Origin of the sequence: Branchiibius cervicis, from assembly GCF_042661605.1 — a bacterium.
Classification (GTDB): domain Bacteria; phylum Actinomycetota; class Actinomycetes; order Actinomycetales; family Dermatophilaceae; genus Branchiibius; species Branchiibius cervicis.
In genome coordinates, this window is sequence record NZ_JBHSWJ010000002.1 from 1,512,011 (window position 1) to 1,536,715 (window position 24,705).

Below are 24,705 nucleotides of genomic sequence, written 5' to 3' on the forward strand. Positions count from 1 at the left end.
TTCGGTCCCATGATCAGGAATGTCGTCATGGGCCGGGTGCGCACCGGGTCGGACGGTTCGGTCTCGGCCGACGACCGCGAGCAACTGGCCCAGGCGCTGGCCGGGATTGCAGCGCTGGATTTACCCGGACAGTTGTCGATGAGCGTGGGCGACGACCTGGGTTTGCGCGAGGGCGGGTGGAGCTTCGCGATCGTCAACGACTGGGTCGACGAGGCCGCCTACCGGGGATACGACGCCGACCCGGAGCACAACCGCCACCGCGCCGTCGTCGGTGCCTTGTGCGAGGACATCGCGCGGGTTCAGTTCTCGGTCGGCTGATCGGCGCCCCGGCACGCGGGCTGGGGTCGCACCATACCGATCGTGGCCGGTGCGGACGGGACGAACCCGACCGACTCGTACAGCCGCACCCCCGGCCGGTCGGCCATCAGCGTGACGTACGGCGCCTCCGGAGCCTGCTGCTCGATCCTGGTCAGCAGGTGGTCGATGACCGCCCGGCCGATCCCCCGGCGCTGGTGCTGCGGATCGGTGGCCATGTCGGCCAGGTGGAAGTACCACCCGCCGTCCCCGATGACCCGCCCCATCCCGACGACGGCACCGGTTGCGGTGTCCACGACGTGGCACCACGCCCAGCTGTGCTCCAGGGCCGGGCGGGCCTGGTCGGGCCGCTTGGGTGACAGACCGGACTCGGCGCGCAGTCGCAGGTAGGCCGCCAACGGCGGCGGACTACCGATCAGTTCGTAGTGATCGTCCATGTCGCCCAGTCAAGCCGATCGCCCAGCCACCACCTGAGCCACCTGCGCGATACCCGCCGGACCGACCCGGCAACAACCGCCCACGTACGCCGCGCCGGCGTCCAGCCAGTGGGGGACGAGATGCACGTCGTACGTCGGCTCACCGACCCAGCGGTGGTGGTCGGCGTCCCAACTCTCCCCGCGTTCGGGTAGGCGACCGCCGGTAGGCCGCTGACCGCTCGCGCGAGCTGGACCGCGGGCAGCACGTCGGCGGGGACACAACAGTTCACCCCGACCGCCACCAGGCCGGGTGCGCCGGTCGCGAGTGCGAACGCCTCGCTCAACGGTTGCCCGGCGCGGGTGCGGTCGCCCTCGATCGTGAAGGACAGCCACGCTGGTACGTCGAACCGAGCGATCAGGTCGACCAGCACGTGCGCTTCGCTCAGGTCGGGGATCGTCTCCACGGCGAGCAGGTCCGGCCCCTCGGAGAGCAGCAACTCGATGCGGGGAGCGTGGAAGTCGCGCAGCTGGGCAGCCGTCAGTCCGTAGTCGCCGCGATACTCCGAGCCGTCGCCGAGGACGGCGCCGTACGGGCCGACGGACGCCGCGACCAACCGGTCCGGTACGCCGTCGGTCGCCTCCTCGCCAGGCGGACACTGCGCCGGATCAGTTCCTCGGCGGTGCGCGCGGACATGCCGGCGGCGGTGAACCCGGCGACGCTGGCCTGGTAACTGGCCGTCGTCGCCACCTGTGCACCGGCAGCGAAGTACTCCCGATGGACCGCCACGATCTCGGCGGGGTCATCGGCGAGCAGCCGCGCGGTCCACAAATCGTCGGCCAGGTCGTGACCGCGATCGGCCAGCGCGTTGGACAGGCCGCCGTCGAGCACCACCGTCATGAGTCGATCCGTAGGTCGAGCCCGATCCGCACCGTGTCGCCGACACCGACGCCCTCAGCTCGTTGGGCGCTGACCCGCACGGGGACCAGGTAGCGGCCGTCCTTGGGCATCAGCGACGTGGGCCACGTCGTCCCCCCGAGGGTCGCCGTGACCGGAATGCAGCCCCAGCCGTAACTGAACCGGGTCCACTCGGCGACGTCGTCGGCGACCTCGTCCGCCACCGGCACGAACAGGTACGGCGCGGGGCCGCGCCATTCGATGACTTCGCCGACGAACCGGATGTCCACCATGGCATCTTGCTGCACATCGGCCGCCGAACGGAACTTAGGTTGTGCGAGATCCCTGGGGTAAAGTGACGGACGCCACTTTCCGGTTCGGTAAGTTAGCAGACTGTTCCGGCTTCCGTCGGCTGCTCTCGTATCGTCTCCGGTCGTCTGTCCTCGCGCTCGCCGCGACCTCGGGAGGTTCCCCATGCGCATCGATGAGTACTACCGGATCCTGCGTCGGCACTGGAAAGTCATCGTCGCTGCCACCCTGGCGGCCATCGCTGTGATGTTCGTCTGGGACCTGTTCCAGCCCAAGGTCTACCAGGCTTCGTCATCCGGCTTCGTGACCGCCGGCAAATCGCAGAACCTGTCCGAAGCATCGTTCGGTGACCAACTCGCCAAGTCGCGCGCCACGTCGTACGTCGATGTCGCGCAGAGCCGGGCCGTCGCCCAACGCGTCATCGAGGATCTGGACCTGGACACCACCCCGGCCGCTCTGATCAACCAGATCAGCGTGGATCAGCCCACCGACACCGTTCTCCTACGGATTTCCGCCAACTCCAGCAGCCCCGAGCAGGCCCAGGCGATCGCCAACGCCTGGGTGAAGGCCCTCGCGGCGCAGGTGGCGCAGCTGGAAGGGTCGGGGTCGAACTCGCTGCGCGTCGACGTCCTGGAGCCGGCCCAGCTGCCGTCCTCCCCCGTATCGCCCAACACCAAACTCGATCTGATCATCGCCGGCATCGTCGGTCTGCTCGGTGGCATCGCCCTGGCGATCCTGCGCAGTCAGATGGACGGCCGGTTGCGCGATCCGAACAAGGTCCGCGAGCAGTTCGGCGTGCCGGTCCTGGGTTCGGTGCCGCAGAACTCCCAGCTGAGCAAGTCCGAACGAGCCATCCCGATCGTGGTGGGTGAGGGGGTGCGCACCGACACCGAGGGCCTGGTGACCGCGGAAGCCTTCCTGAAAATGCGGACCAGCCTGCAGTACATGAACGTCGACCGCACGCTGCGGGTCATCGTCGTGTCCAGCCCCAGCCCGGACGACGGTAAGTCCACGGTGGCCGCAAACATCGCCGCCTCGGTCGCGCTCTCCGGCGAGAAGACGCTGTTGGTGGACGCCGACCTGCGCCGTCCCTCGGTCGCTGCCGGGTTCGGGCTGCTGGACGGTGCCGGACTGGCGGAGGTTCTCGCGCACCGGGTCGACCTGGCCGATGTGCTCCAGGATGCTCCCGAGACGCCGAATCTGTCCGTCCTGGCCGCCGGACTCACCCCGCCCAATCCCAGCGAGATGCTCGGCTCGAAGGCGATGAAGTCGCTGCTGGAGGACCTGTCGCAGGAGTACTTCGTCGTCATCGACGCTCCCCCGCTGCTGCCGGTGACGGACGCAGCCATCCTGGGCACGCAGGTCGACGGCGTCGTGGTCGTCATCAGTGCGGGAACCACCCTCGATCACCAACTGGAGACCGCCCTTCGCAGCCTGCGCGAAGTGCACGCCGACATCCTCGGTGTGGTCATGAACAAACTCAGCCAGCGCGACATGCAGTCCTACTACGGCAGCGGGTACGGCACGTACTACGGCCGCGAGCTGCCCGCACCGCAGCGGCCCTCGCGGGAGGGTACGTCACGCCGCCAGCGCAGCAAGAAGTAATCGCGGCAGCAGAAGGCCCCCGGTCCGCGGACCGGGGGCCTTTGCGATATCTGTCAGCCTCGCGCGGCGATGCGCAGGAACTGGGTGTTGCCGACCACGTAGCGGTGCGCGAGGCGACGCGGCTCGCTGGCCAGCCGGAAGAGCCACTCCATGCCCGCCCGCTGGACCCACTCCGGCGCCTCCGCCTTGGTCTGCGCGACGAAGTCGAATGCGGCACCCACGCCCACGCAGAGCGCGCCGGTCGCCTGTGCCAGACGCTGGGCGGCGAAGTCCTGCTTCGGCGTGCCGAGCGCAACCCAGATGATGTGCGGATCGGTGTCGCCGATCCGGGCCTGGGCCGCAGCGACGAAGTCGTCGTCCACCGGCCCGAAGGGGGCGCCCACTGACCCGCGATCTTCGCGGCCGGGAATTCATGGGACACCTGGGCGACCAACGCGGCGAGAGTCTCCTCGGTCGTTCCGAGGAAGAAGTGGCGCACCCCTGGGTCTGACCGCGTCGCAGGGTCTCCTTGAAGAACGACGGACCGCGTACCCGGCCGGCTCCGGACACCCGCCGGCGCTTCATGATCCATTCGATCGGCGCACCGTCGGCATAGGTGGCTCCGGGGCCATTGAGGACCTGGGCGTAGTCCGGATCCTGGTCGGCGACGACGACGGAGTACGCGTTGGCGAGTCGAACCGACCAGCCGCCGGATCGTTGTTCGTCGACGGCGTCCGTCAACAGTCGGTCGACCGCCGAGTCGAGCGTGGCGACGGTGAAGTCAACTCCTCCGACGCGGTGCTGGTCCGTACGCGGGGCGTATCCCCAAGCAAAGACTGTCTCCGGCGCGGGCGGAAGGCTCACAAAGCCAGGGCTAGGGTGTAACACGCGTCACATTCCAGCACTTACGAATCCGTAGGTCAATGGTTCCTTACCTTTCGGTAGCCATTAATTTTCGATTCACCGTGCTGCGCGATGTGACTTGGTTCATACAATGATGCGGATTACGCTTGCGTAGCTTCACCGGCCGGACATCCACGCGCCGGTTCCGTCCGGGAGGTATGTGTGGACTTCGGTCTGGTGACGATTCACTTCCGCCGACCGGACGCGGTTCAGGAACTCGTGGAGCAATCCGATGGCTGGGAATGTCCGCCGGCGCGCACCATCGTGGTCGACAACAGCGCCGGCTCAGCTGGTCTGGATGCTCATGCGCTACCGGGCTGCGAGGTCGTTGCAGCCCCCGACAACCCCGGGTACGCCGCCGCGGCGAACATCGGGATCGCCCGGCTACGTGAGCTGGGTATTCGCTACGCCCTGATCATGACCCAGGAGGCCCGCCTCGCCGCCGACGCGTCCCGCCTGCTGGGTGCAGCGCTGCTCGCCGATCCCCTGGCGGCGGTGGCGGCACCCGTCCTGGAATACGCATCCGCTCCCGGCGTCGTGTTCTCCGCCGGCGGAGAACTGACGCGTGATGCCCAGACCCGCCACCGCGCTCAAGGACAACCCCGATCGGCCTGCAACATCGGCGCCACGCCCTACCCGGTGGACTGGGCCGACGGAGCGGTGTTGCTGTTGGATCTCGACGCCACCGCCGAAGTCGACGACTTCGACACCTCCTACTTCTTGTACGTCGAGGAGATCGACCTCCAGCTTTCCCTCCGCAACGCCGGGTACCGGGTTCTCCTGGTCCCGAACGCGATCGGGCGGCAGGAGCCGGGTCGGTACCCGGCCTACCTCCGGTTCCGCAACAGCCGCTATCTGACCCAGAAGTTCTCGGCGACGCTGCGTCCCTACCCCTGGCGCCGGATGGTCCTGCGCGACGCGTTGAAACGGGTGATCGGACGGGGCCCTCGGTGGGACCTGGCCGCCGCTCTTCAGGGAGTGGACGCCGCTCGCCGGGGCGTGATGGGCAACCCCGCGGCGGCGCCACGAAGGGTCACCATCGTGTGCGAATTCGCACCCGAACACCTCCACACCGGTCTGGCCGGGCGGCTACGTCACGTGCAGGCACGCTATCCGGACGCGCAGGTGCGTTGGGTGCACGACGGCCCGCGATCCGGTGTTTCGTTGTCGCAGCGGTTGCGCGCGGCGCGCACCTTCGACCCACCCGGCGACACGGGCGAGATCATCGTGCTCGCCCTCGGATCGCCGCCGATGATGCACCTGGCCCGCCGGGCGCACCGGCACGGCCGTCCGGTGCGGCTGGACCTGTGCGACAGTGTCCTGCTGCAGTGGCGGGCACGGCGCGCCGAGGCGAGCCCGAAACTCCTGGCGGTGGGGGCCTGGATGATCGCGCTTCAGGTCAGCTCACCTCTCCTGCCCGCGGCGTACATCAGCGACCGCGACCGCCGGGCCGATCGCGTTCTGAACCGGTTGCGCCCGGTCGAGGTGATTCCCGCGAGCGCCCCGGCCGCGCTGACCAACCTGCCCGCGTTCAGCTGGCCGGCCCGACGCGTCGTATGCAGTGGCGACTTCAGCTCGTTCCACAACGCGGCGGGCCTGGACCTCTTGTGCGCTGCAGTGAGCACGGGTCCCATCGGCGTACCGATCGAGCTCTTCGGACCGTCGGCTCCGGCGCGGAAGCTGCCCAAGCAGGTCGTCTACCGCGGGTGGGCAGCTACCACCGACCAACTGCTGGCAGGTGACTGCGTGGCCTTCATCTCCAACCGGGCAGGCAGCGGCGTGCCGAACAAGCTGTGCGAGGCCATCGCGGCGGGGCGTCCGGTGATCGTCCACGAGGAGTTGCGCGATGTGGTGCACCAGTTGGCACCGGACGGGACCGCCGTCACCTTCTGGTACGACGACCTCGCTTCGTTGTGTGCCGCGCTCGCAGCGGTCACCGACCGTACGGCGGTGGCGGCATGAGCATCGCCACCGGGCTGGCGGGGCGAACGCGCTCGAGCACGGCGAATGCACCGGACCCGAGCGGCGCCGAACGGCTCACCTGGACGATGCGCGTCGTCATTCCGGCCCTGGTCATCTGCGTCTACTACCTCGACGTCCTGCGGATCGCGGGACTACCTCCCCGGTTGGTGATCACTGCGCTGCTGATCACGATCCTGATCACCGGAGTGGGCCCGCACGGGCCGATGGTGACGGTTCCGGGCGTCGGCTATCTGATCGCGCTGGTGCTGGTGGCCTGCGGGTATGCCCTCAGCTCACTGGTATCCGGTAGTCCCGTTGCGTCCGCGAACAGCCAGCGCTTCCTCGTGACGTTTCCGATCGCCATCGCGGCGGGCTGGGTTCTGGCGTGTTCCCGCGCCGGTCTGGCCTACCTGGCGCGCACCATCGCGGCGGTCGGCACCCTCACGGCGGTGCCCGCGATCGTCGAGTTCGTCAGCGGCCGGTCGTTGCTGGGGCGCGATGCCGAGTTCGAGACGTACGTTCGCGGTGATGCAGCCCGGGCTGTCGTCGGCGCCGAGCACCCGCTGATCCTCGGGGTGTTGTTCTGCGTAGCCGTGCCCTTCGCGTACCGGGGGATCCGACGCTGGTGGCTTCGCTGGGCCTGCGTCGTCCTGCTCGTGGCCGGGGTCTACGTCACCGGTAGCCGGGGGCCGCTGGGGGTGAGCATCGGGGTGTTGCTGGTGCTGGCCGTGCCCGGCTTCGCGCGGTTCATCGCCCGCCACTTCGGGACGCTGATCTTCGTGGTGATGGTGGGGCTGGGCGTGTTGTGGTACTTCGCCAGCCGGGTGTGGCAGCCGGTCACGACCAGCACCGACACCCTGGCCAACAGCATGGAATACCGCGCTGCCATCTATTCGTTGCTGCCGCGGATCCTGCTGTCCCAGCCGTTCGGCTACGGACTGGGCGACCTGCCGCAGAACACCTGGTTGATCCGCTCCCCCAACCAGATCCAGGACCTCACGATGACCGTCGACTCCCAGTGGGTCCTCTCGGCGATGCGCCTGGGTTGGATCGGAGTGTTGGCCGTCTTCCTGCTGGCTGCCATCGCCGTGCTGGCCTTGCGCCGGCGACTGGATTACGGCGTCGCACTGTTCGTGTTCACCGGGTGCGGCACGTTCGTAGCGCTGGACGCCTGGGACGGTGCCGGCAGCCTGTGGATGCTCCTCACGGGGGTGTGCGTGCGTCTGCTGTCCTACGCGCCGCACACGCTCGAGGCACGGTTCACGGGCGAACCGGATGAGAATGCCCGGGCTGCGCACCCGCCACCCGCGCTGACCATAGGATCGGGCGGACCCGATCGACCCACCCGCCGCCGACCCCGCGCCCAAGAGAACTGAGACGACCACCCCGATGGCTCCCAAACGCGCTCTGATCACCGGAATCACCGGTCAGGACGGTTCCTACCTGGCGGAACTGTTGTTGACGAAAGGGTATGAGGTTCACGGGCTGATCCGGCGTGCCTCGACCTTCAACACCCAACGCATCGACCATCTGTACCAGGACCCGCACGACCCCGATGCCCGGTTGTTCCTGCACTACGCCGACCTGGGTGACGGTGCGCGGCTGGTCACGCTGCTCAGCGAGATCCGGCCTGACGAGGTCTACAACCTGGCCGCCCAATCGCATGTGCGCGTGTCGTTCGACGAGCCGGAGCACACGGCCGACGTCACCGGAACCGGTGCGGTCCGGCTCCTGGAAGCCGTCCGGTTGGCCGGGATCAGCACGCGCTTCTACCAGGCCTCCTCTTCGGAGTTGTACGGCGCCACTCCCCCGCCGCAGGATGAAACCTCCCCGTTCTACCCGCGCTCGCCGTACGCCGCAGCCAAGCTGTACAGCTACTGGATCACGAAGAACTACCGCGAGGCCTACGACCTGTTCGCCGTCAACGGGATCCTGTTCAACCACGAGTCGCCCCGCCGCGGCGAGACCTTCGTGACGCGCAAGATCACCCGCGCCGTCGCCGCCATCAAAGCGGGCCAACAACAGGAACTCTTCATGGGCAATCTGGATTCGGTCCGCGACTGGGGCTACGCCCCGGAGTACGTGGAGGGTATGTGGCGGATGCTGCAGACCGATACTCCGGATGACTACGTCCTGGCCACCGGTGTGGGGATCACCGTGCGCGACTTCCTGAAGACCGCGTTCGAGCATGCCGGACTGAACTGGGCCGATCACGTGCGATTCGACGAGCGGTACCTGCGACCGACCGAGGTCGACGCCCTGGTCGGCAACCCCAAGCGGGCCGAACAGGATCTGGGTTGGAAGGCGTCCGTGGACGGCTACGCCCTGGCCCGGCTGATGGTGGACGCGGACATCGCGGCGCTGAAATGTGCCGGCACTCCGTGGGTCGACCGCGTCGAGCTACCAAGCTGGGTCGCGTGACTGGTTTCGCACCGGGACCGCTGGACCGCTCCCGCCGGTTCTACGTCGCCGGCCACCGCGGTCTGGTGGGCTCGGCAATCGTCCGTCGTTTGCAGCGGGCCGGATTCACCGACATCATCGGTGCCTCGTCCGGCGAGCTGGATCTGCGTGATCGCGACGCGGTCTTCCGGTACCTCGAGGCCCACCGGCCGGCGTACCTCGCCCTGGCTGCGGCGAAAGTCGGCGGCATCATGGCCAACAACACCTATCCGGTCGACTTCCTGTCGGAGAACCTGCAGATCCAGGTCAACGTCCTGGATGCCGCGCGCACCTACGGTGTCGAACGGCTGATCTTCCTGGGATCGTCCTGTATCTACCCCAAACTGGCGCCGCAGCCGATCCGGGAGGAGTCGCTGCTGACCGGACATCTGGAGCCTACGAACGACGCGTACGCGATCGCGAAGATCGCCGGCATCCTGCACGTACAGGCGGTGCGCCGCCAGGACGGCCTGCCCTGGATCAGTGCCATGCCAACCAACCTCTACGGACCTGGAGACAACTTCTCCCCCACCGGGTCGCACGTGCTGCCCGCCCTGATCCGCCGCTACCACGAAGCAGTGCAGGCCGGTGCAGGGTCGGTGACGAACTGGGGCACGGGAACCCCTCGACGCGAGTTCCTGCACGTCGATGACCTCGCCGACGCGGTGCTCTTCCTGCTGGAGAACTACGACGGGCCGACGCAGGTCAACGTCGGCGTCGGGCGCGATGAGTCGATCGCGGGAATCGCTGAACGAGTCGCCCACGTCACCGGGTTCACCGGCGAAACCCATTGGGACAGCAGCAAACCCGACGGCACACCCCAGAAGGTGCTGGACGTCGGTTTCCTGGAGTCGATGGGCTGGAAGTCACAGATCGACCTGGCCAGCGGCCTGGCATCGACGTACGACTGGTTCCTGGACCACCAGACCACCCTGCGGCGGTGAGCGTCTCCACTGCGCAGCAGCGCCAGCTCCAGCGGCGCTGGTACTGGAACGATCTAGGGGTGACCGGCTACCTCACGGTCACGATCACCGTCCTGCTCGGGCCCTACCTCACGACGGTCGCGAACGCCGCTGCCTGCCCCGATCAGCCGACGGACCAGACCTGTCGTACCGACCTGCACGTGCTGGGGATCCCGATCGCGCCCGGCTCGGTGGTTCCCTACACCCTGACCGCCGGCACGATCGTCGCCGCGGTCTTGCTCATCCTCGGTGGTGCGGTGGCAGACCGAGCGCGCCGCCCGGCCCGGGTCCTCGCATTCTTCGCGAGTGTCGGGTCGCTGGCCGCGATGGGGTTGTCGCTCGTGGCGGGCACCCGCTGGGGGCTCGGCGTCGTTCTTGCCATGATCTCGACGATCTGTATCGCCCTGAGCACCAGTGTCTACAACGCGATCATGGTGCGGATCACTCCTGCCCAGGACCGGGACCGGGTCTCCAGCGTCGGGTGGTCCTTCGGCTACATCGGCGGCGCGGTGCTGCTGGTGGTCGCCCTGGTCCTGCTCGGCGTGCACGGTGCGATCGGCTGGAGCACCACGGACGTCGTACGTCTCATCTTCCTGATCTCCGGTCTGTGGTGGGCCGCCTTCGCGTGGTACTCCGCAATCGGACTGGACGGTGTCCGCGGCGAGGCGCCCGCCGGATCGTTCGGCGAGAGCCTGCGGGCCGGTGCCAGCCAACTGCGCGCGACGTTCGGGGAGATCCGCAGCTACCCGCAGACCTTCCGCTTCCTGGTGGCGTTCCTGCTCTACAACGACGGCATCCAGACGGTGATCAGCTCCGCGAGCCTCTACGGCAATCGTCAGCTCGGCTTCAGCGACAACCAGTTGGTGATCACGATCCTGTGGGTGCAGATCGTGGCCTTCGCGGGTGCACTGACGTTCGCCCGGTTGGCGGCCCGGTTCGGCTCACAACGCAGCATCCTCTACAGCCTCGTGGCGTGGACTGCGGTCGTCACGATTGCGTTCTTCCTGCCGCGGGGGCCTTCGTGCTGTGGCTGCTGCTGGCGACGGGTATCGGCCTGGTCCTGGGCGGCAGCCAGTCCCTGAGCCGGTCCTTGTTCAGTCACCTGATCCCGCGTGGAGAGGAAACCAAATACTTCAGCTTCTACCAAGCCATGGAACGCGGAACGAGCTGGTTCGGGACCCTGCTGTTCGGCCTCATCTTCCAATGGGTGCACGATTACCGCTGGTCAATCCTGGCGCTGATCATTTTCTTCGCCGCGGGGGCCATGATCCTGCGGACTGTCGACGTGCGCTCCGGCATCGCCGCGGTCGGCAATGAGGTTCCCGTCACACTGAGGTGACGCGCCTCCTCACTCCTTGACGATCTCGCCCTCGATGATGGGCAGTCCGTTGCGTGATTCCTCGCCCGCTGGCCCGCTCTGGCCGGGAACCGTCGGCTGTCGGGCCGCGGCGACGGCGGATACCGCCCGGGTCGCGACGACCGTCGTCAGCAGGCGCCCCACGGTGCGTCGTACCCAGGGGATGAGCAGCAGGGCACCGATCACGGCACTGAGGAAGCCCGGGACGGTCATCAGCACGCTCGCGCCGATACCCACCGCCGACCCGCCCACGCTGGCAGGGTCCACGGGGGTCAGCACGGTCTCCGCGCCGTACTGCGAGCGCGTACCACCTTGCCGCCAGGTGCGCAGCGCACGCGCGAACTGGTGCCTGGTCACGCTGATTCCCACGAAGCTGAGAGCCAGCAGCACCAGAAGTGCCGGTCCCCACCCGATGAGCTGGGCCACGCCGTACAGCACGGCCAGTTCGATCACCAACCACAAGACGACTCCGATGGCCAGCCATCGTGGTCGACGGCGCGGTGGGCCGGCGGGCGGTGCGGTGTTCATACTCTGCAGAACGAACGACACGGTCCGCGGATTCCACCTGTCGCCGCACCCACAGGAAAATCACAGGACCGCGATGGAACACCCCAGCCCGGTGAGGCGTTACACCCATTGACAGCACGGAGCGCCGGACCGGCCTCCCGCCTGGCTGCCAGATCCCCATCGCGGTGAGCAGCCTTGTGATCAGAACGAGTCGGAAGGAACCGACATGGCAGAGCGTTCCCTGCGCGGCACCAACTTGAGCACCTTGTCCTTCGAAACCGAGGACGGCATCACCTTCAGTGAGCGCCAGATGGTGAGTTACGTCTGCCCGGAGGGGCACGTCAGCGAGTTGCCCTTCTCGGTGGAAGCCGATGTCCCGGCGATCTGGGAATGCCGTTGCGGCGCCGAGGCCAAACTGGTCGATGGTCCCGAGCCGGACCGCAAGCCCACCAAGGCCCCGCGCACCCACTGGGACATGTTGCTGGAGCGGCGGACCATCCCCGAGCTGGAGGAACTCCTGCAGGAGCGCCTCACGCTGCTACGCGCCTCGCGCGGCGAGAAATCGGCTCAGCGCAGCGCCTGAGCCCATCTGTACGGGGAATCCCCGATGTGCCTCCACGGCACATCGGGGTTTCTTCGTTCGGGCTGCGGTGTGATCAGCGGCCCGCGAGGGCGCGCAACTGCGCCAGCCGGTGTTTGACCCCCAGCCGGTGATGGAGCGCATGGACTCGCGGACGACGTCGCCGCTCATCTTCGAGTCGCCGTACTCACGCTCGGTGAAGGTGATCGGCAGTTCGCGGATCTGCAGTTCGGCCCGCGCGGCCCGCCAGGTTAGATCGGTCTGGAAGCAATAGCCCTGCGACTGCACGGTGTCCAGCCCCAGCGTCCGCAGTGCATCGGCCCGGTAGACCCGGTACCCGGCCGTCGCGTCGCGCACCGGCATTCCGAGCAACAACCGCACGTACTGATTGCCGAGCCGGCTGAGCAACTGACGGTGGACCGGCCAGTTGACCACGGCTCCCCCGGGCACGTACCGGGAGCCGATGACCAGATCGGCGCCGTCGGCCGCCTGCGCCAGCATGCTGGGAAGTACCTCCGGCGGGTGGGACCCGTCCGCGTCGATCTCGACCAGGAATTCGTACCCGTGCTCGAGGCCCCATTCGAAACCGGCGAGGTACGCCGCGCCCAGACCGTCCTTGCTGGTGCGGTGCAGGACCTTGATCGCCGCATCCTCGGCCGCCAGCTCATCGGCCAGCTTGCCGGTGCCGTCCGGGGAGTCGTCGTCGAGGACCAGCACATCGGCGTCCGGGACGGCGGAACGGATGCGATCCATCACCCGGGCGAGGTTGTCGATCTCGTTGTACGTCGGCAGGAGAACGAGAGTGGCGGACGGGGAGTGCGGGGTCATGTCTTCCGATCAAGCTTGTCGAGGGCTGACTGCGTGTCTGCCGTCCGGGGTCGGTCCTCAACGATACCGGGCAGGTCCGCGCGACGGCGCCGTAGCCGCAGGAACGCCGCGACGACCGTGCCGGTCACCGCGACCCAGATCGGTGCCATTCCGAGGCGGTCAGCCGGCGTCTGCTCGGTGCGCAACGGCACCGTGCCGTCCAGCACGGCCGCGGTGAACAACGACGTGCTCTGGTGCGCTGTGCCGTCGGGGGTGATCAGGGCGCTGATGCCAACGGTCGAGACGTGGATCACCGAGCGCCCGAACTCCACCGCGCGCACCCGGGAGATCGCCAGCTGTTGTGCGGACTCGGCGCTGTAGCCGAACGTGGCGTTGTTGGTCTGTACGGCGATCAGCTGGGCGCCGGCGTCGACCCCGGAACGCACCAGATCGTCGTAGGCCACCTCGAAACAGATGATCGGCGTGACGCGAACCGTGCCGCGGGCGGTGGGCACCTGGAAGAGCCCGACCTGGTCGCCGGCCGCGAAATCCGCGCGCACCAGGTCCACCTGCGTGCTGAAGAACCGGAAGAACGAACGGTAGGGGATGTACTCCGCGAACGGCACCGGATGGCGCTTGACGTAGGTCTGGGTCAGTCCTTGCTCCGGCAGGTAGAGCAGCGAAGCATTGGACAGCTTTGGTGAGGGTTGCTGCAGGACGGCGCCGATGATCGTGGGCGCCTTGATCGCGTTCACAGCCCGGACGATCTCGGTGGCTGCGTCGGCGTTGCGCAGCGGGTCGATGTCCGAGGAGTTTTCCGGCCACACCACCAGGTCGGGTTGTCGGCGCTGCCCGTCGGCGATTTCCGCCGCGACCTTTTCGGTGAGCCGGACGTGGTTGTCCAGGACGGCGCGGCGCTGGGCGTTGAACTCCAGCCCGGCGGTGGGGACGTTGCCCTGGATACCCATCACCTGCATCGGCCGGCCGTCGAGCGGCACGCTCAGGGCCAGGGGCGCGAGGCCCAACGCCACTGCAGCGCCGGCGGCGGCGAGGGCCATGCCCGGCGTACGTCGATCGTGCACCACCGCGGCCAGCAGACCGCCCAGCAGGGCCACCGCGAAGGTCAGACCGGTGGAGCCTGCGTACCGCGTGATCGGCAGCAACGGGCTGTCTGCTTGCGACCAGGCCAGTTGGAGCCAGGGAAACCCACCGAACGGAACCGTGCCGCGCAGCCATTCCTGGACGACCCACACCACAGCGACGATGAGTGGCCGGACCCGTGCTGCGGCCGGCGGGCCCTGCAGCCACGCCAGCAGCCCGCCCATCGCGGCCAGGTACAGCGATTCGGTGATGGCCAGGGCGAACCAGGGCACGTGACCGACGTAGGTCCCCGACCAGGCCAGCCCGGGCACGAAGAACGTCAATCCGGTGAGGAATCCGGTGAGTACGCCGCCACGGGCCCGTGTGCCGCGGGTCGCCAGTGCCAGGCCCGCCACGCCCAGCGGGGCCAGCCACCACCAGTTGATGGTCGGGAAGGCTGCCCAGAGCGCGATGCCGGAGACGGCGGCAAGGATCAGGCGGCGCAGCACTGGCCCAGCGTAATCGGCGGGTGGGTCTCGGCCGCGTCGTTGGGGCCGCCGCACGGTTTTCCGTGCGCACGTTTTCTACTAGAGCTACGGCCGAGACCCACCGCGGTGGGCCGCCGGGCCAACTGCCGACGCATGACAGGGAACTCCGTCCTCAGCGTCCTGTCAACCGGGCCCTGACCTGCGGCAACGCGCGTTTTTGCTGGTCAGCGAGGTGAACACGGCGCAACGACAAATTGGATTTCTGCTGTCATCACGGCGTGTCGCAGACGACACGCCGCTGTCGGCGTGCGCCGACCGTGCCCAGCACAATGTCGGACATGCCTGCCACTCCCGCGACCCGCACGTTGCGCGCAGCCAAGACACCGTTCGCCGAGCACGTGTACGACCACGACCCGTCGGTCACCGACTACGGGCAGGAGGCTGCGCAGGCCTTGGGCGTGTGCGCCGACCGGGTGTTCAAGACCCTGATCGTCGAGTCGGAGGTCGGGCTGGCCGTGGTCGTGGTTCCGGTCGCCACGATGATGGACCTGAAAGCGGTGGCCGCGGCGCTCGGGGTGAAGAAGGCGGCGCTTGCCGCCACTGCCGATGCGCAGCGCAGCACGGGATATGTCATCGGCGGGATCAGCCCGTTCGGTCAACGCCGACGCCTGCCCACGGTGCTGGACCGATCGGCGACCGGATACCCGAGCATCCTGGTCAGCGGCGGGCGCCGCGGCTTCGACATCGAGGTGGATCCGCAGGATCTGATCCGGCTGCTCGACGCCGTGGTGGCACCGGTCGCGCGCTGATCTGCTCGCTGCGGGCCGCCTCAGGAGTCGTTGCCGAACAGGTCCCGGGTGTAGACCTTCTCGCGGACCGGCTCCAGTTCCTCCACGAGGCGGTTGGCGACGATGACATCGGACCGGGCACAGAATTCGTCGAAATCGCGAAGCACCGGAGCGCCGAAGTATTCGTCGGCCTCGAGTTCCGGCTCGAACAACACGATCGGGACACCTTTGGCGTTGATGCGTTTCATCACACCCTGCACGCTGCTGGCGCGGAAGTTGTCCGAACCGGCCTTCATGATCAGTCGATGGATGCCGACCACCTTGGGCCGGCGCGCCAGCACCTCGGTGGCGATGAAGTCCTTGCGCGTGGTGTTGGCCGACACGATCGCCTCGATGAGATTCTGGGGCACGTTGTTGTAGTTGGCCAGCAGTTGCTTGGTGTCCTTGGGCAGGCAGTAACCGCCGTAGCCGAAGGACGGGTTGTTGTAGTGTGCGCCGACCCGCGGGTCCAGGCTCACCCCGTCGATGATCTGACGACTGGACAGGCCGTGCCGCACCGCGAAGGTGTCCAACTCGTTGAAGAAGGCGACGCGCATGGCCAGGTAGGTGTTGGCGAAGAGTTTGACCGCCTCGGCCTCGGTGCTGTCGATCAACAGCACGGGAGCATCCTCGATCGCGCCCTCGAGCAGCAGCCCGGCGAACTCCTTACCTCGCGGGCTGTTCTCCCCGACCACGATGCGCGAGGGGTGCAAGTTGTCGTAGAGCGCCCTGCCTTCGCGCAGGAATTCCGGGGAGAAGATGATGTTCGGGTTCCCGGTGCGGCCGCGCAGAGCAGCGGTGTACCCGACGGGAATCGTCGATTTGATGACGACCACCGCGTCGGCATTGATGCTGGCCACATCGGCGATCACCGATTCGACACTGGTGGTGTCGAAGTAGTTGGTCTGCGGGTCGTAGTCGGTCGGTGTAGCGACGATGACGAACTGCGCCTCGGCGTACGCCCGCTGCGGGTCCGTGGTGAAGGTGAGCCGCAGCGGTTCGTCACGCAGGAACTGCTCGATCTCGGGATCCGCGATCGGACTCGTACCCGCCTGCAGCGAAGCGATCTTCGCCGCATCCAGGTCGAGCGCCACGACATCGTTGTGCTGTGCGAGCAGCACCGCATTCGACAGTCCGACGTACCCCACACCGGCAACGGCGATCTTGGCGTCCATGCCTGACAGGCTAGTTGTCCCCGGTCATTCCCTGCTCGGCTTCGGGCCGCATGACGCACCGATCCTCCCACGGTGTGCTCAACACCACAGTGGTATGGGTCGTCACCGCCGCGGCCGCCCGGATCCGGGCCAGCAACTCCTCCAGGCGACCGGGGCTTGCGACACGCACTTTGAGGACGTAACTCTCCTCACCGGCCACGGAGAAGCACGAGTCGATCTCTTCCAGGTGCCGCAAACGATCCGGCACGTCGTCGGGCGCTGCAGGATCTACCGGGGTGACCGACACCAGAGCGGTCAGCGGGATGTCGGCGGCCTCGTAGTCGAGCACGGCCCGATAGCCCTGGATCACCCCGCGCTCCTCGAGCCGGCGAACCCGCTGGTGCACCGCCGAGGTTGACATCCCGGTCAGCCGCCCAAGGTCGGTGAAGCTCAGCCGCCCGTCGTTTCCCAGGAGTTGCACGATCTGCCGGTCGAACGCTTCCACGTGTGAAAGATAGCGCTTCGCGACGGCGCGTCCGGCTTCTGACACAGTGGCCTTGTGACGTCACGGTTGATGCTTCTCGACTCGGCCAGTCTGTATTTCCGGGCCTTCTTCGGGGTTCCTGCGCGCTCCGACGGCGCGCCGATCCCTACCAACGCCGTCCGTGGCTTCACCGACATGATCGCGACACTGGTCAACGACCACCGCCCAACGCACCTGGTGGCGTGCTGGGACAACGACTGGCGGCCGGCCTTCCGGGTGGCCGCCATCCCGTCGTACAAGGCGCACCGGCTGACACCCGGCAGTGACGTGCAGGAGGAGTCACCGGAAGATCTGACACCGCAGGTGCCGGTGATCGTCGACCTGTTGGCTGCCGTCGGCGTGTGCCGCGTGGGCAGCGACGGATACGAGGCGGACGACGTGATCGGGACGCTGGCGACCGGCTCCAGCGGACCGGTCGACATCGTCACCGGCGACCGCGACCTGTTCCAGCTGGTCGACGACGCTGCCGGTGTCCGGGTGCTGTACACGGCCAAAGGCGGGGTGCGCGCCCCTGACATCATCGACCAGGCAGCGCTGCTCCAGCGCTACGGCGTGCGCACCGGTGCCCAGTACGCCGATCTGGCGATCCTGCGCGGCGACACCAGTGACGGACTGCCCGGTGTGTCCGGCGTGGGTGAGAAGACCGCCGCCACCTTGATCGGCAGGTACGGCGATCTGTCCGGTCTGCGGGCCGCGCTCGCCGACGGGGACTCCGGCTTCACCCTCCCAGCGCACCAAGTTGCACGCGGCCGGCGACTATCTGGACGTGGCGCCCGAGGTCGTGCAGGTGGTCCGCGACGTCCCGTTGCCGGCGGACCTCGATCCGGCACTGCCCTCGACGGTCGCCGACCCGGAACGGCTCATCGACCTCATCGAGACCTATCGCATCGGCAATCCGGTGAGCCGGTTGCTCACAGCACTGGGCATCTGAGCGTCAGCGATCGGCGAACTGCGTCCCGTCGTCGTCGCTACCGTCGTGCAGATCCAGCAACAACTGGGTGATCTCGACCTGCACCTTCTTGACGTGCGGGATGTCCCGGAACGACAGACCGGCCTGCTGCGAGGCATCCGAGATGACCAGGGTTCCACAGCCGAGGATGCGGTCCAGCGGACCCTGCTGCGAGGAGACGTCGTTGATGCGATGGAGCGGGATGTCCCTGCCGCTGGTGGAGACCATGCCGTTGCGGGTGATGATTCGTTTGTTGGTCACGACGAAATGCGTGCTGTACCAGCGAGCTAGCGGCCGCAGCACCCAGACCGCGATCACCAGCAGCGCCGCGACGATGAGCGCGAGAACCACCCAGGTGCCCTTGTCGTGCAGGTAGGCCAGCGCGACGACGAGCGCGATCACTGTGACCAGACCGATCAGCAGCGCACCCCAGATCTGTTTGCTGTGCGTGCGCAAGGAGGCCACGACGTACTCGCCCTGGGTCAGTTCATCCTCGGTGAAGACCATGCGCCGATCCTGACACAGCGCGATCAGTCGAGCCGGTCGGCGGCCACCACGCCGCGCAGGATGGCGTCGACGGCACGGTCGGCGGTCCGGCGCAGGCCTTCATCGGGTGCCGCGTCCTTGATCTGACCCAGCAGGTCGACCAATTGCTTGCAGCGGCGCACGAAGTCGCCCGCGGTCAGCGAACCGTCGCGCAGGACCGTCTCCAGGCGACCGCCGCTGGCCCACCGATGGATACTCCACGCGAGACCGCCGTCCGGCTCGGCCATCTGCGGTACACCGGCCTCCTGCTGGCGGGCGACCAGGCCGGCCCACATGTCCCGCAGGTCCTCCAGGGCGTCGCGCACATCGGCGTTCGGGATCTTCGGGGCCTCCCCCGCTGCGTCACCGCGAGGCTCGTAGATGAGCGCACTCACAACCGCAGCGAGCGAGGCAGCATCGAGCTGCCGCCAGGTGCCCTGGCGCAGGCACTCGGCGACCAGGAGATCCTTCTCGGCGTAGATCCGCGCAAGCACCTGACCCTGATCGGTGACCGTCGTTCCGGTGGGATCGAGGTAGCCGAGTCCGGCCAGCAGGTCGCAGATCCGCTCGAAGGTGCGCGCCACCGTGTGGGTACGCCGGTCGACCTTGCGCTGCAGGCCCTCGGTCTCCCGTTCCAACTGCCACCAGCGCTGGGACCAGCGCGCGTGCTGCTCGCGGTAGGGGCAGCTGTGACACGGGTGCGCCCGGATCTGGGCGCGCAAGGTTTCGATCTGCTCGTCGTACGCCGATCGCCGGGCCTGCCGGGTCTCGTCCGCCTCCTGCGCGGCCCGGCTGATCTCCCGTGCCGTCGGCACGTCGCGACCGGCCTTCGCACGAACGGTAGCCGCCAGGTCGCGACGCGACTTGGGGTTGCGGGCGTTGAACTGCTTCGGAATCGGAAGGTGCGCGATCGGGCGCACGGGGCCGTCGACGTCAGAAGGCTCGAGGCGGCGTACTTGTGCGTCCTGGGTGAGCACGGTCGGCACCGGCGAGGACGCCTTGCCCGGTCGTTTCGGGGTGATGACGATGCCCAGGCCGGCCCGGCGCCCCTCGGCCAGGTGGATCACGTCACCGGGTTTCAACTCATCCAGCGAGACTTGGGTCGCGGCGGTTTCGGAGGCCATCCGTGCTTTGCGGGCTTGCTTCTCCAGGTCGCTCAGCTCACGTCGCAGTCCGGCGTACTCCTGGAAGTCGCCCAGGTGGCAACGCATTGCGTCGGCGTACCCCTCGAGGGCTTCCCGGTTCCGCTGGATCGAGCGGGCCACACCGACCACGGATCGGTCGGCCTGGAACTGCGCGAACGACGCCTCCAGCACCGACGTGGCCCGCTGCCGGCCGACCTGTCCGACCAGGTTGACCGCCATGTTGGCGGTGGGCACGAAGGAAGAGCGCAACGTGTAGGTGCGGGTGGAGGCCAGCCCGGCCACCTCGGCGGGGTCGATGCCGCGCTGCCACAGGACGACGGCGTGTCCTTCGATGTCGATCCCGCGCCGTCCGGCCCGACCGGTCAACTGGGTGTACTCGGCCGGGGTGATGTCGGCGTGGGTCTCACCGTTGAATTTCACCAGTCGTTCGAGCACCACGCTGCGGGCCGGCATGTTGATCCCGAGGGCCAGCGTCTCGGTAGCGAACACCGCGCGCAGGTCACCGTTGGTGAACAGTTCCTCGACGATCTCCCGGAAGCTCGGCAGCATGCCGGCGTGATGCGCGGCGAACCCCCGGGTCAGCCCTTCGAGGAATTCCCAGTACCCCAGGACCACCAGGTCCTCTTCGGGGATCGAGATGACCCGTTCCTGCACCTGGCGGCGGATCCGCTCGCCCTGCTCCGGCGGGATGAGCCGGGTCCCCCACGCCAGGCACTGGGCGACGGCGGCGTCACAACCGGCCCGGCTGAAGATGAAGGTGATCGCCGGCAGCAGCGCCTCACGGTCCAACGCCTCGATCACCTCGGGCCGGCTCGGCCCGCGGCCCGGACGACCCGCACGCACCGGACCTCTTGGTCCCCCACGACTCTGGCCGCGGCGGCCACGCGGCCCACCGGCGTCGTCACGGCGGCCATGCCGGGACTCGGCCTCTTGCGCCGAAATGCTTTGCAGCAGTTGAGGGTTGACCCGGGCGTTATCGCTGGCATTGACGAACAGATCCATGATCCGCTTGCCGACCATCATGTGCTGCCACAACGGCACAGGACGGTGTTCCTCGACGATGACCTCGGTGTCGCCGCGGACCTCCCGCAGCCAGTCGCCGAATTCTTCGGCGTTGCTGACGGTGGCCGACAACGACACCAGCTGGACCGACGCCGGGAGCTGGATGATCACTTCCTCCCAGACCGCGCCGCGGAAGCGATCGGCCAGGTAGTGCACCTCGTCCATGACCACGAAGCCCAGATCCCGCAGCGTGCCGGACCGCGCGTAGATCATGTTCCGCAACACCTCGGTGGTCATGACCACGACCGGAGCTTCGCCGTTGATCGAGGAATCGCCGGTCAGCAGCCCCACCTTGTCCGCCCCGTGCTGCTCGACCAGTTCGTTGTACTTCTGGTTGGACAGGGCCTTGATCGGGGTCGTGTAGAAGGTCTTGCGCCCGGTGTGCAGGGCCAGGTACGCCGCGAACGCACCGACAACCGTCTTGCCGGAGCCGGTCGGCGCGGCGACCAGCACGCTGCGGCCCTGCTGCACCGCGGTGCACCCGCGGACCTGGAAGTCATCGAGTTCGAAGTCGAATGACTCGATGAAACGGGTCAGGTGGGAACGGTCGAACCGCTTGGCCGGATCGTCGGGGTGGGCGGCGCTCACGCCATCACTTTAGAGCGGGGACCGTTCGTCATCGGGGACGTCCAACCACTCGGGGCGGCCGGAGTCGCGACGCTTGTCCATGAACAGTGAGATTCCGCAGGCGGCGAAATAGAGCGCGATCATCGGCCCCATCAACACCAGCATCGACCACACGTCGGGACTGGGACTCATCGCTGCCGCGAACACCCCGATGGCCATGACGGCGATGCGCCACCCTTTGAGCATGATGCGGCCGGGGAACACATGCGCGGCGTTCAGCGCAACGAGGAACACCGGGACCAGGAACGCGAACCCGAACGCGAGGATGAATTTCGTCACGAATGTCAGGTAGGTCTGCCCGTCCTGGAAGTTCGCGACGCCCTCGGGAGTGACTCCCAACAGGAACTTCACCGCGTTGGGCAGCGCGAAGGTCGACGCCCAACAGCCCACGAGGAAGAGCGGGACCGCAGCGGCGAGGAATCCCAGTCCGGTGCGCTTCTCCTTGCGGGTCAGGCCGGGAGCGAGGAACGCCCAGATCTCCCACAGCCACACGGGGCTGGATGCGATGATGCCCACCCACAGCGCGACCTTGAACTTGATGCTGAACGGGTCGGTGATGGCGCCGCCCATGTTCAGCTTGACGTCGGGATTGTTGCGTTCGCGGGCAACGCTGTTGATCGGCTCCTGGAGCCACTGCCAGATGTCGTCGTACCGGAGCCAGCCGATGATGCCACCGATGAGGATGGCGATGAAGGCAACCGTCGCCCGGTTACGGAACTCCTTGAAGTGTTCGCCCAGCGACATCCGGGCTTCGGGGTTGTTCTTGCGCCTCAGAAGTGCCATCGACGCGTCAGGTCTCTCACGGGCGGCTTCACGCAGTCAACTGGTGGTGGCTCAGGCACCCGTGGGGCGGTCGGAGTTGGTTGCGGTCGGCTGCTGAGGGTAGGTCTGCGCCGGCGGCTGCTGGGGGTAGGTCTGCGCCGGCGGCTGCTGAGGGTAGGTCTGCGCCGGGGGCTGCTGCACGGGGGCTTCGCCGGGAACGGCGCTAGCCGGCTGCGGCGGCACCGTCTCGCCGGGCACCGTCGTGTTGGCGGCGTCGCTCTTCTTGCCCTCTTCCTGCATCTCGCCGATCTCGCTCTTGAGGATGCGGGCCGACCGGCCCAGACTCCGCGCGGCGTCCGGCAGGCGCTTCCAGCCGAACACGACGATGGCGAGAAGCACGATGACAATCAGCGCGCTCGGCCGCTCGAAGAGGTTTCCAAACATACGAACTGAACTCCCTCGGTACGACACACGCTTTGTGTCGTTCGTCTCACCACGACGCGCAGGTCGCGCATCTGTTGTCAGCCTACGTCACATAGCCCGCCAGCGCGTCGCGCGCGCCGCTGGCAACCTGCTGACGCAGCGTCTCCGGCTCGATGACCTCGGCGGCGCCGCTCAGGCGCCACACCAACTGCCGCAGCCAGGTCAGGTCGGCGGTCCGCAGTCGCACGAGGAGGGTGCCCTCGGGGGTCCGCTCGACATGCTCGACCGGGTAGTAGTCGGCAACCCATGCCGCATGCGGCTGCAGCGACAAGGTGACCACGATGTCCTCCGGCCCGCTGGTGAACACCTCCGCGTTGAAACTGGCCACATCGCGCGGTGCGGCCTCCGGCGGCGGTGTTCCGTCCTCGTCGAGCACCTGCCACGCCTCGACCCGATCCAGCCGGAACAACCGCTGGTCCTGCGCCCGGTGGCACCAGCCTTCGAGATACCAGTGGCCGTCGATGGACAGCACCCGCATGGGGTCGACGTCGCGCTCGGTGGTCTCATCGCGCGACGCCACCAGGTACCGCAGGTGCACCCGTCGGTGGTCGCGGACCGCGCCGCGCAGGTCGGTCAGGAGGTCGGCGGGCAGATCCGCCAGCCGCACCTGCACGTTCGCCGACGCGGCGCTTGCGTCACCGGTGGCCTCGACCAGCTTGGCCAGTGCACGGTCGATCGCATCCCGATCCCCCAAGCCCGGCACGTCGGCCAGGGTGCGTAACCCGACGATCAGCGCGAGCGCCTCATCGACGCCCAGGCGCAACGGCCTGGCGATAGTGTCGGCGTTGCGCACGAAGACCCGGCCCTGCTCCCATTCGGCCTCGATCAGGTCGTCGGGCATGTGCCCCGGAGTTCCGCACATGAACAGCAGCGCCAGGTCCGATTCGATCTGGGACCGGCTCACGTCGAACTCCGCCGCGGCCTGTTCGATGTCGATCCCCTGTCGATTGACCAGCCAGGGCACCAGTTGCAGCAACCGGCCAAGGCGCTGGGTCGCAGATTCGGCCGCCATCATGCACCGTTCCGGTTGGCGTCGAGGGCCGCCTGCAATCGGCGTACGACACCCTGGACGACTTCGGGCGGCTCGATGGCCCGCACCGCCGGGCCGAACCCGGCGATCTCCTCGGCCAGACTCTCTGCGTCGCCGAACTCCAGCGTCAATTCGGTCCATCCCTGCGGATCCTCGGTCGTGGCGACGGCGCGACGGCGTAATGCGTGCGCCGAACCCGGGCGGGCCAGGACCCGGGCGCGGCCGATCACCTGCGGTCCGTCGGTGCCGGAGATCATCGCGATCGCGTCATGCGGCGGAATCTGGTACTCCCCGGTTTGCCGGTACGTCGAACGGGGCCTTCGATGCGGCTCAACCGGAAGACGCGCGGCGCCTGGCGATCCTGGTCGAACCCGGCGACGTACCAGCGGCCCAGGTGGTTGACCACCGACCACGGCTGCACGGTGCGTTCGGTGGCGGCGCCGCCCGGGCGCCGGTAGGTGAAGCGCACCGCGACCCGGTCGAGCACCGCATCCTTCACGGGTGCGAACGCGGGCTCGCTGGTGCGTACGCGTGGTTCCAGACCGATGATCGAGTCCACGTCGCGTTCGACGTCCGCGGCCTGGAGTTTGCGCAGCGCCGACGCGGCGGGACCGGCCAGGCTGGCCTGCTGCCAGGTCCGGCTGGCCAGGCCCAGCACGGCCAACTCGTCCGGCTCGAAGGCGATCTGGGGAAGGGCGTAGTCGCGCTGGTCGATCCGGTAGCCGGGCTCGTCGTCGAACAACGGGTCAAGGGGCTCGGTGCGTAGCGGGATACCCAACTCGCGCAACTCCTCCTTGTCCCGCTCGAACATCCGGTCGAACGCCTCATCGGAGGCGGTCTGCGCGTACTGCGGGACTGCCTCGTGGATCCGCGCTTTGGAGAGGGGGCGCCGGGTATAAAGCAGGCAGATCACGAGGTTGAGCAGCCGTTCCGTTTTGACGGCCGGTGACGGTGCGCTCACAGCGCCGACGGTATCCCACCCAGCACGCAGAC

25 protein-coding genes and 2 pseudogenes are annotated in these 24,705 nt (G+C 67.8%); 11 read left to right on the top strand and 16 right to left on the bottom strand.

The window, feature by feature from the left end; all coding sequences use genetic code 11:
- Positions 1-9: 9 nt before the first annotated feature.
- Complete coding sequence (locus ACFQBT_RS08030; RefSeq protein ID WP_377821790.1) at positions 10-318, top strand: Dabb family protein; 309 nt, start codon at positions 10-12, stop codon at positions 316-318.
- Here ACFQBT_RS08030 and ACFQBT_RS08035 read toward each other — a convergent pair.
- From ACFQBT_RS08035 to ACFQBT_RS08045, 3 genes and pseudogenes are all read right to left on the bottom strand, one after another.
- Positions 300-752: a GNAT family N-acetyltransferase gene (locus tag ACFQBT_RS08035; RefSeq protein ID WP_377821792.1), complete on the bottom strand. Its 453-nt coding sequence runs from the start codon at positions 750-752 to the stop codon at positions 300-302. The two genes, ACFQBT_RS08030 and ACFQBT_RS08035, sit on opposite strands and share 19 nt — an antisense overlap.
- Positions 731-1,629: pseudogene (gene mmuM, locus ACFQBT_RS08040) on the bottom strand (homocysteine S-methyltransferase). The gene ACFQBT_RS08035 and the pseudogene mmuM overlap by 22 nt, the downstream one beginning before the upstream one ends.
- Positions 1,626-1,916, bottom strand: coding sequence for a DUF1905 domain-containing protein (locus ACFQBT_RS08045; RefSeq protein WP_377821793.1), 291 nt, complete (start codon positions 1,914-1,916; stop codon positions 1,626-1,628). Before ACFQBT_RS08045 ends, mmuM begins: the two are co-directional and overlap by 4 nt.
- A gap of 184 nt (positions 1,917-2,100) precedes the next feature.
- Here ACFQBT_RS08045 and ACFQBT_RS08050 point away from each other — a divergent pair, with 184 nt between their 5' ends.
- Positions 2,101-3,540, top strand: a complete 1,440-nt coding sequence (locus ACFQBT_RS08050) for a tyrosine-protein kinase domain-containing protein (protein ID WP_377821795.1) — start codon at positions 2,101-2,103, stop codon at positions 3,538-3,540.
- Between the two features lie 53 nt (positions 3,541-3,593).
- On the opposite strand, the gene ACFQBT_RS08055 is transcribed toward ACFQBT_RS08050, so the two are convergent.
- A complete protein-coding gene (locus ACFQBT_RS08055; protein ID WP_377821797.1) occupies positions 3,594-3,923 on the bottom strand; it encodes a WecB/TagA/CpsF family glycosyltransferase in 330 nt (109 codons plus the stop codon).
- A gap of 661 nt (positions 3,924-4,584) precedes the next feature.
- Between ACFQBT_RS08055 and ACFQBT_RS08060 the strand changes: the two genes are divergently transcribed.
- Genes ACFQBT_RS08060 through ACFQBT_RS08085 form a run of 6 tightly spaced genes read left to right on the top strand, consistent with a single transcriptional unit; the run spans position 4,585 to position 11,124 of the window.
- Positions 4,585-6,384 (top strand): hypothetical protein, encoded by a 1,800-nt coding sequence (locus ACFQBT_RS08060; protein ID WP_377821798.1) that lies wholly within the window; start codon positions 4,585-4,587, stop codon positions 6,382-6,384.
- Positions 6,381-7,760: an O-antigen ligase family protein gene (locus ACFQBT_RS08065; RefSeq protein ID WP_377821800.1), complete on the top strand. Its 1,380-nt coding sequence runs from the start codon at positions 6,381-6,383 to the stop codon at positions 7,758-7,760. Before ACFQBT_RS08060 ends, ACFQBT_RS08065 begins: the two co-directional genes overlap by 4 nt.
- Before the next feature lie 13 nt (positions 7,761-7,773).
- A complete protein-coding gene (gene gmd, locus ACFQBT_RS08070) occupies positions 7,774-8,805 on the top strand; it encodes a GDP-mannose 4,6-dehydratase (protein WP_377821802.1) in 1,032 nt (343 codons plus the stop codon).
- Complete coding sequence (locus ACFQBT_RS08075; RefSeq protein WP_377821804.1) at positions 8,751-9,767, top strand: GDP-L-fucose synthase family protein; 1,017 nt, start codon at positions 8,751-8,753, stop codon at positions 9,765-9,767. Before gmd ends, ACFQBT_RS08075 begins: the two co-directional genes overlap by 55 nt.
- Positions 9,764-10,867: an MFS transporter gene (locus ACFQBT_RS08080; RefSeq protein WP_377821806.1), complete on the top strand. Its 1,104-nt coding sequence runs from the start codon at positions 9,764-9,766 to the stop codon at positions 10,865-10,867. The genes ACFQBT_RS08075 and ACFQBT_RS08080 overlap by 4 nt, the downstream gene beginning before the upstream one ends.
- Positions 10,807-11,124, top strand: a complete 318-nt coding sequence (locus ACFQBT_RS08085) for an MFS transporter (RefSeq protein ID WP_377821808.1) — start codon at positions 10,807-10,809, stop codon at positions 11,122-11,124. The genes ACFQBT_RS08080 and ACFQBT_RS08085 overlap by 61 nt, the downstream gene beginning before the upstream one ends.
- A 9-nt stretch (positions 11,125-11,133) precedes the next feature.
- On the opposite strand, the gene ACFQBT_RS08090 is transcribed toward ACFQBT_RS08085, so the two are convergent.
- On the bottom strand, positions 11,134-11,670 hold the full coding sequence (locus ACFQBT_RS08090) for an FxsA family protein (RefSeq protein WP_377821809.1): 537 nt from the start codon (positions 11,668-11,670) through the stop codon (positions 11,134-11,136).
- Between the two features lie 205 nt (positions 11,671-11,875).
- Here ACFQBT_RS08090 and ACFQBT_RS08095 point away from each other — a divergent pair, with 205 nt between their 5' ends.
- Complete coding sequence (locus ACFQBT_RS08095; protein WP_377821810.1) at positions 11,876-12,232, top strand: RNA polymerase-binding protein RbpA; 357 nt, start codon at positions 11,876-11,878, stop codon at positions 12,230-12,232.
- Here ACFQBT_RS08095 and ACFQBT_RS08100 read toward each other — a convergent pair.
- Positions 12,188-13,057 (bottom strand): polyprenol monophosphomannose synthase, encoded by an 870-nt coding sequence (locus ACFQBT_RS08100; RefSeq protein WP_377821811.1) that lies wholly within the window; start codon positions 13,055-13,057, stop codon positions 12,188-12,190. The two genes, ACFQBT_RS08095 and ACFQBT_RS08100, sit on opposite strands and share 45 nt — an antisense overlap.
- Positions 13,054-14,625, bottom strand: a complete 1,572-nt coding sequence (lnt, locus tag ACFQBT_RS08105) for an apolipoprotein N-acyltransferase (protein ID WP_377821812.1) — start codon at positions 14,623-14,625, stop codon at positions 13,054-13,056. The genes ACFQBT_RS08100 and lnt overlap by 4 nt, the downstream gene beginning before the upstream one ends.
- 317 nt (positions 14,626-14,942) lie before the next feature.
- Here lnt and ybaK point away from each other — a divergent pair, with 317 nt between their 5' ends.
- Positions 14,943-15,413 (top strand): Cys-tRNA(Pro) deacylase, encoded by a 471-nt coding sequence (gene ybaK, locus ACFQBT_RS08110; protein WP_377821814.1) that lies wholly within the window; start codon positions 14,943-14,945, stop codon positions 15,411-15,413.
- 20 nt (positions 15,414-15,433) lie between these two features.
- Here ybaK and ACFQBT_RS08115 read toward each other — a convergent pair whose 3' ends face one another.
- A complete protein-coding gene (locus ACFQBT_RS08115; RefSeq protein ID WP_377821817.1) occupies positions 15,434-16,606 on the bottom strand; it encodes a nucleotide sugar dehydrogenase in 1,173 nt (390 codons plus the stop codon).
- Between the two features lie 10 nt (positions 16,607-16,616).
- Complete coding sequence (locus tag ACFQBT_RS08120; protein ID WP_377821819.1) at positions 16,617-17,090, bottom strand: Lrp/AsnC family transcriptional regulator; 474 nt, start codon at positions 17,088-17,090, stop codon at positions 16,617-16,619.
- A 69-nt stretch (positions 17,091-17,159) separates the two neighbouring features.
- Here ACFQBT_RS08120 and ACFQBT_RS08125 point away from each other — a divergent pair.
- Positions 17,160-18,060: pseudogene (locus tag ACFQBT_RS08125) on the top strand (5'-3' exonuclease).
- Positions 18,061-18,063: 3 nt separating this feature from the next.
- Here ACFQBT_RS08125 and ACFQBT_RS08130 read toward each other — a convergent pair.
- The 7 genes from ACFQBT_RS08130 to ACFQBT_RS08160 form a co-directional block, all read right to left on the bottom strand.
- Positions 18,064-18,585: a PH domain-containing protein gene (locus tag ACFQBT_RS08130; RefSeq protein WP_377821821.1), complete on the bottom strand. Its 522-nt coding sequence runs from the start codon at positions 18,583-18,585 to the stop codon at positions 18,064-18,066.
- Positions 18,586-18,608: 23 nt separating this feature from the next.
- Positions 18,609-21,398: a DEAD/DEAH box helicase gene (locus ACFQBT_RS08135; protein WP_377821823.1), complete on the bottom strand. Its 2,790-nt coding sequence runs from the start codon at positions 21,396-21,398 to the stop codon at positions 18,609-18,611.
- 9 nt (positions 21,399-21,407) lie between these two features.
- Positions 21,408-22,220 carry a twin-arginine translocase subunit TatC gene (tatC, locus tag ACFQBT_RS08140; protein ID WP_377821825.1) on the bottom strand — a complete coding sequence of 271 codons (813 nt, stop codon included), beginning with the start codon at positions 22,218-22,220 and terminating at the stop codon, positions 21,408-21,410.
- A 51-nt stretch (positions 22,221-22,271) separates the two neighbouring features.
- The gene (gene tatA / locus ACFQBT_RS08145) at positions 22,272-22,643 is read right to left on the bottom strand and encodes a Sec-independent protein translocase subunit TatA (protein ID WP_377821827.1); all 372 of its coding nucleotides are present in this window, start codon (positions 22,641-22,643) and stop codon (positions 22,272-22,274) included.
- 82 nt (positions 22,644-22,725) lie between these two features.
- A complete protein-coding gene (locus tag ACFQBT_RS08150; RefSeq protein WP_377821829.1) occupies positions 22,726-23,694 on the bottom strand; it encodes a helix-turn-helix transcriptional regulator in 969 nt (322 codons plus the stop codon).
- Positions 23,694-23,969, bottom strand: a complete 276-nt coding sequence (locus tag ACFQBT_RS08155) for a WYL domain-containing protein (RefSeq protein WP_377821831.1) — start codon at positions 23,967-23,969, stop codon at positions 23,694-23,696. The genes ACFQBT_RS08150 and ACFQBT_RS08155 overlap by 1 nt, the downstream gene beginning before the upstream one ends.
- Positions 23,966-24,673, bottom strand: a complete 708-nt coding sequence (locus tag ACFQBT_RS08160) for a helix-turn-helix transcriptional regulator (RefSeq protein ID WP_377821833.1) — start codon at positions 24,671-24,673, stop codon at positions 23,966-23,968. The genes ACFQBT_RS08155 and ACFQBT_RS08160 overlap by 4 nt, the downstream gene beginning before the upstream one ends.
- Positions 24,674-24,705: the final 32 nt, after the last annotated feature.

What these genes read in the sequence shown, in the direction of transcription:
- ACFQBT_RS08090 (WP_377821809.1), bottom strand. Translation starts at nt 11,670, where the DNA reads ATGAACACCGCACCGCCCGCCGGCCCACCGCGCCGTCGACCACGATGG.
- ACFQBT_RS08115 (WP_377821817.1), bottom strand. Translation starts at nt 16,606, where the DNA reads ATGGACGCCAAGATCGCCGTTGCCGGTGTGGGGTACGTCGGACTGTCG.
- ACFQBT_RS08030 (WP_377821790.1), top strand. Translation starts at nt 10, where the DNA reads ATGATCAGGAATGTCGTCATGGGCCGGGTGCGCACCGGGTCGGACGGT.
- tatA (WP_377821827.1), bottom strand. Translation starts at nt 22,643, where the DNA reads ATGTTTGGAAACCTCTTCGAGCGGCCGAGCGCGCTGATTGTCATCGTG.
- ACFQBT_RS08150 (WP_377821829.1), bottom strand. Translation starts at nt 23,694, where the DNA reads ATGGCGGCCGAATCTGCGACCCAGCGCCTTGGCCGGTTGCTGCAACTG.
- ACFQBT_RS08075 (WP_377821804.1), top strand. Translation starts at nt 8,751, where the DNA reads ATGTGCCGGCACTCCGTGGGTCGACCGCGTCGAGCTACCAAGCTGGGT.
- ACFQBT_RS08155 (WP_377821831.1), bottom strand. Translation starts at nt 23,969, where the DNA reads ATGATCTCCGGCACCGACGGACCGCAGGTGATCGGCCGCGCCCGGGTC.
- ACFQBT_RS08095 (WP_377821810.1), top strand. Translation starts at nt 11,876, where the DNA reads ATGGCAGAGCGTTCCCTGCGCGGCACCAACTTGAGCACCTTGTCCTTC.
- ACFQBT_RS08100 (WP_377821811.1), bottom strand. Translation starts at nt 13,057, where the DNA reads ATGACCCCGCACTCCCCGTCCGCCACTCTCGTTCTCCTGCCGACGTAC.
- ACFQBT_RS08035 (WP_377821792.1), bottom strand. Translation starts at nt 752, where the DNA reads ATGGACGATCACTACGAACTGATCGGTAGTCCGCCGCCGTTGGCGGCC.
- ybaK (WP_377821814.1), top strand. Translation starts at nt 14,943, where the DNA reads ATGCCTGCCACTCCCGCGACCCGCACGTTGCGCGCAGCCAAGACACCG.
- ACFQBT_RS08050 (WP_377821795.1), top strand. Translation starts at nt 2,101, where the DNA reads ATGCGCATCGATGAGTACTACCGGATCCTGCGTCGGCACTGGAAAGTC.
- gmd (WP_377821802.1), top strand. Translation starts at nt 7,774, where the DNA reads ATGGCTCCCAAACGCGCTCTGATCACCGGAATCACCGGTCAGGACGGT.
- ACFQBT_RS08065 (WP_377821800.1), top strand. Translation starts at nt 6,381, where the DNA reads ATGAGCATCGCCACCGGGCTGGCGGGGCGAACGCGCTCGAGCACGGCG.
- tatC (WP_377821825.1), bottom strand. Translation starts at nt 22,220, where the DNA reads ATGGCACTTCTGAGGCGCAAGAACAACCCCGAAGCCCGGATGTCGCTG.
- ACFQBT_RS08130 (WP_377821821.1), bottom strand. Translation starts at nt 18,585, where the DNA reads ATGGTCTTCACCGAGGATGAACTGACCCAGGGCGAGTACGTCGTGGCC.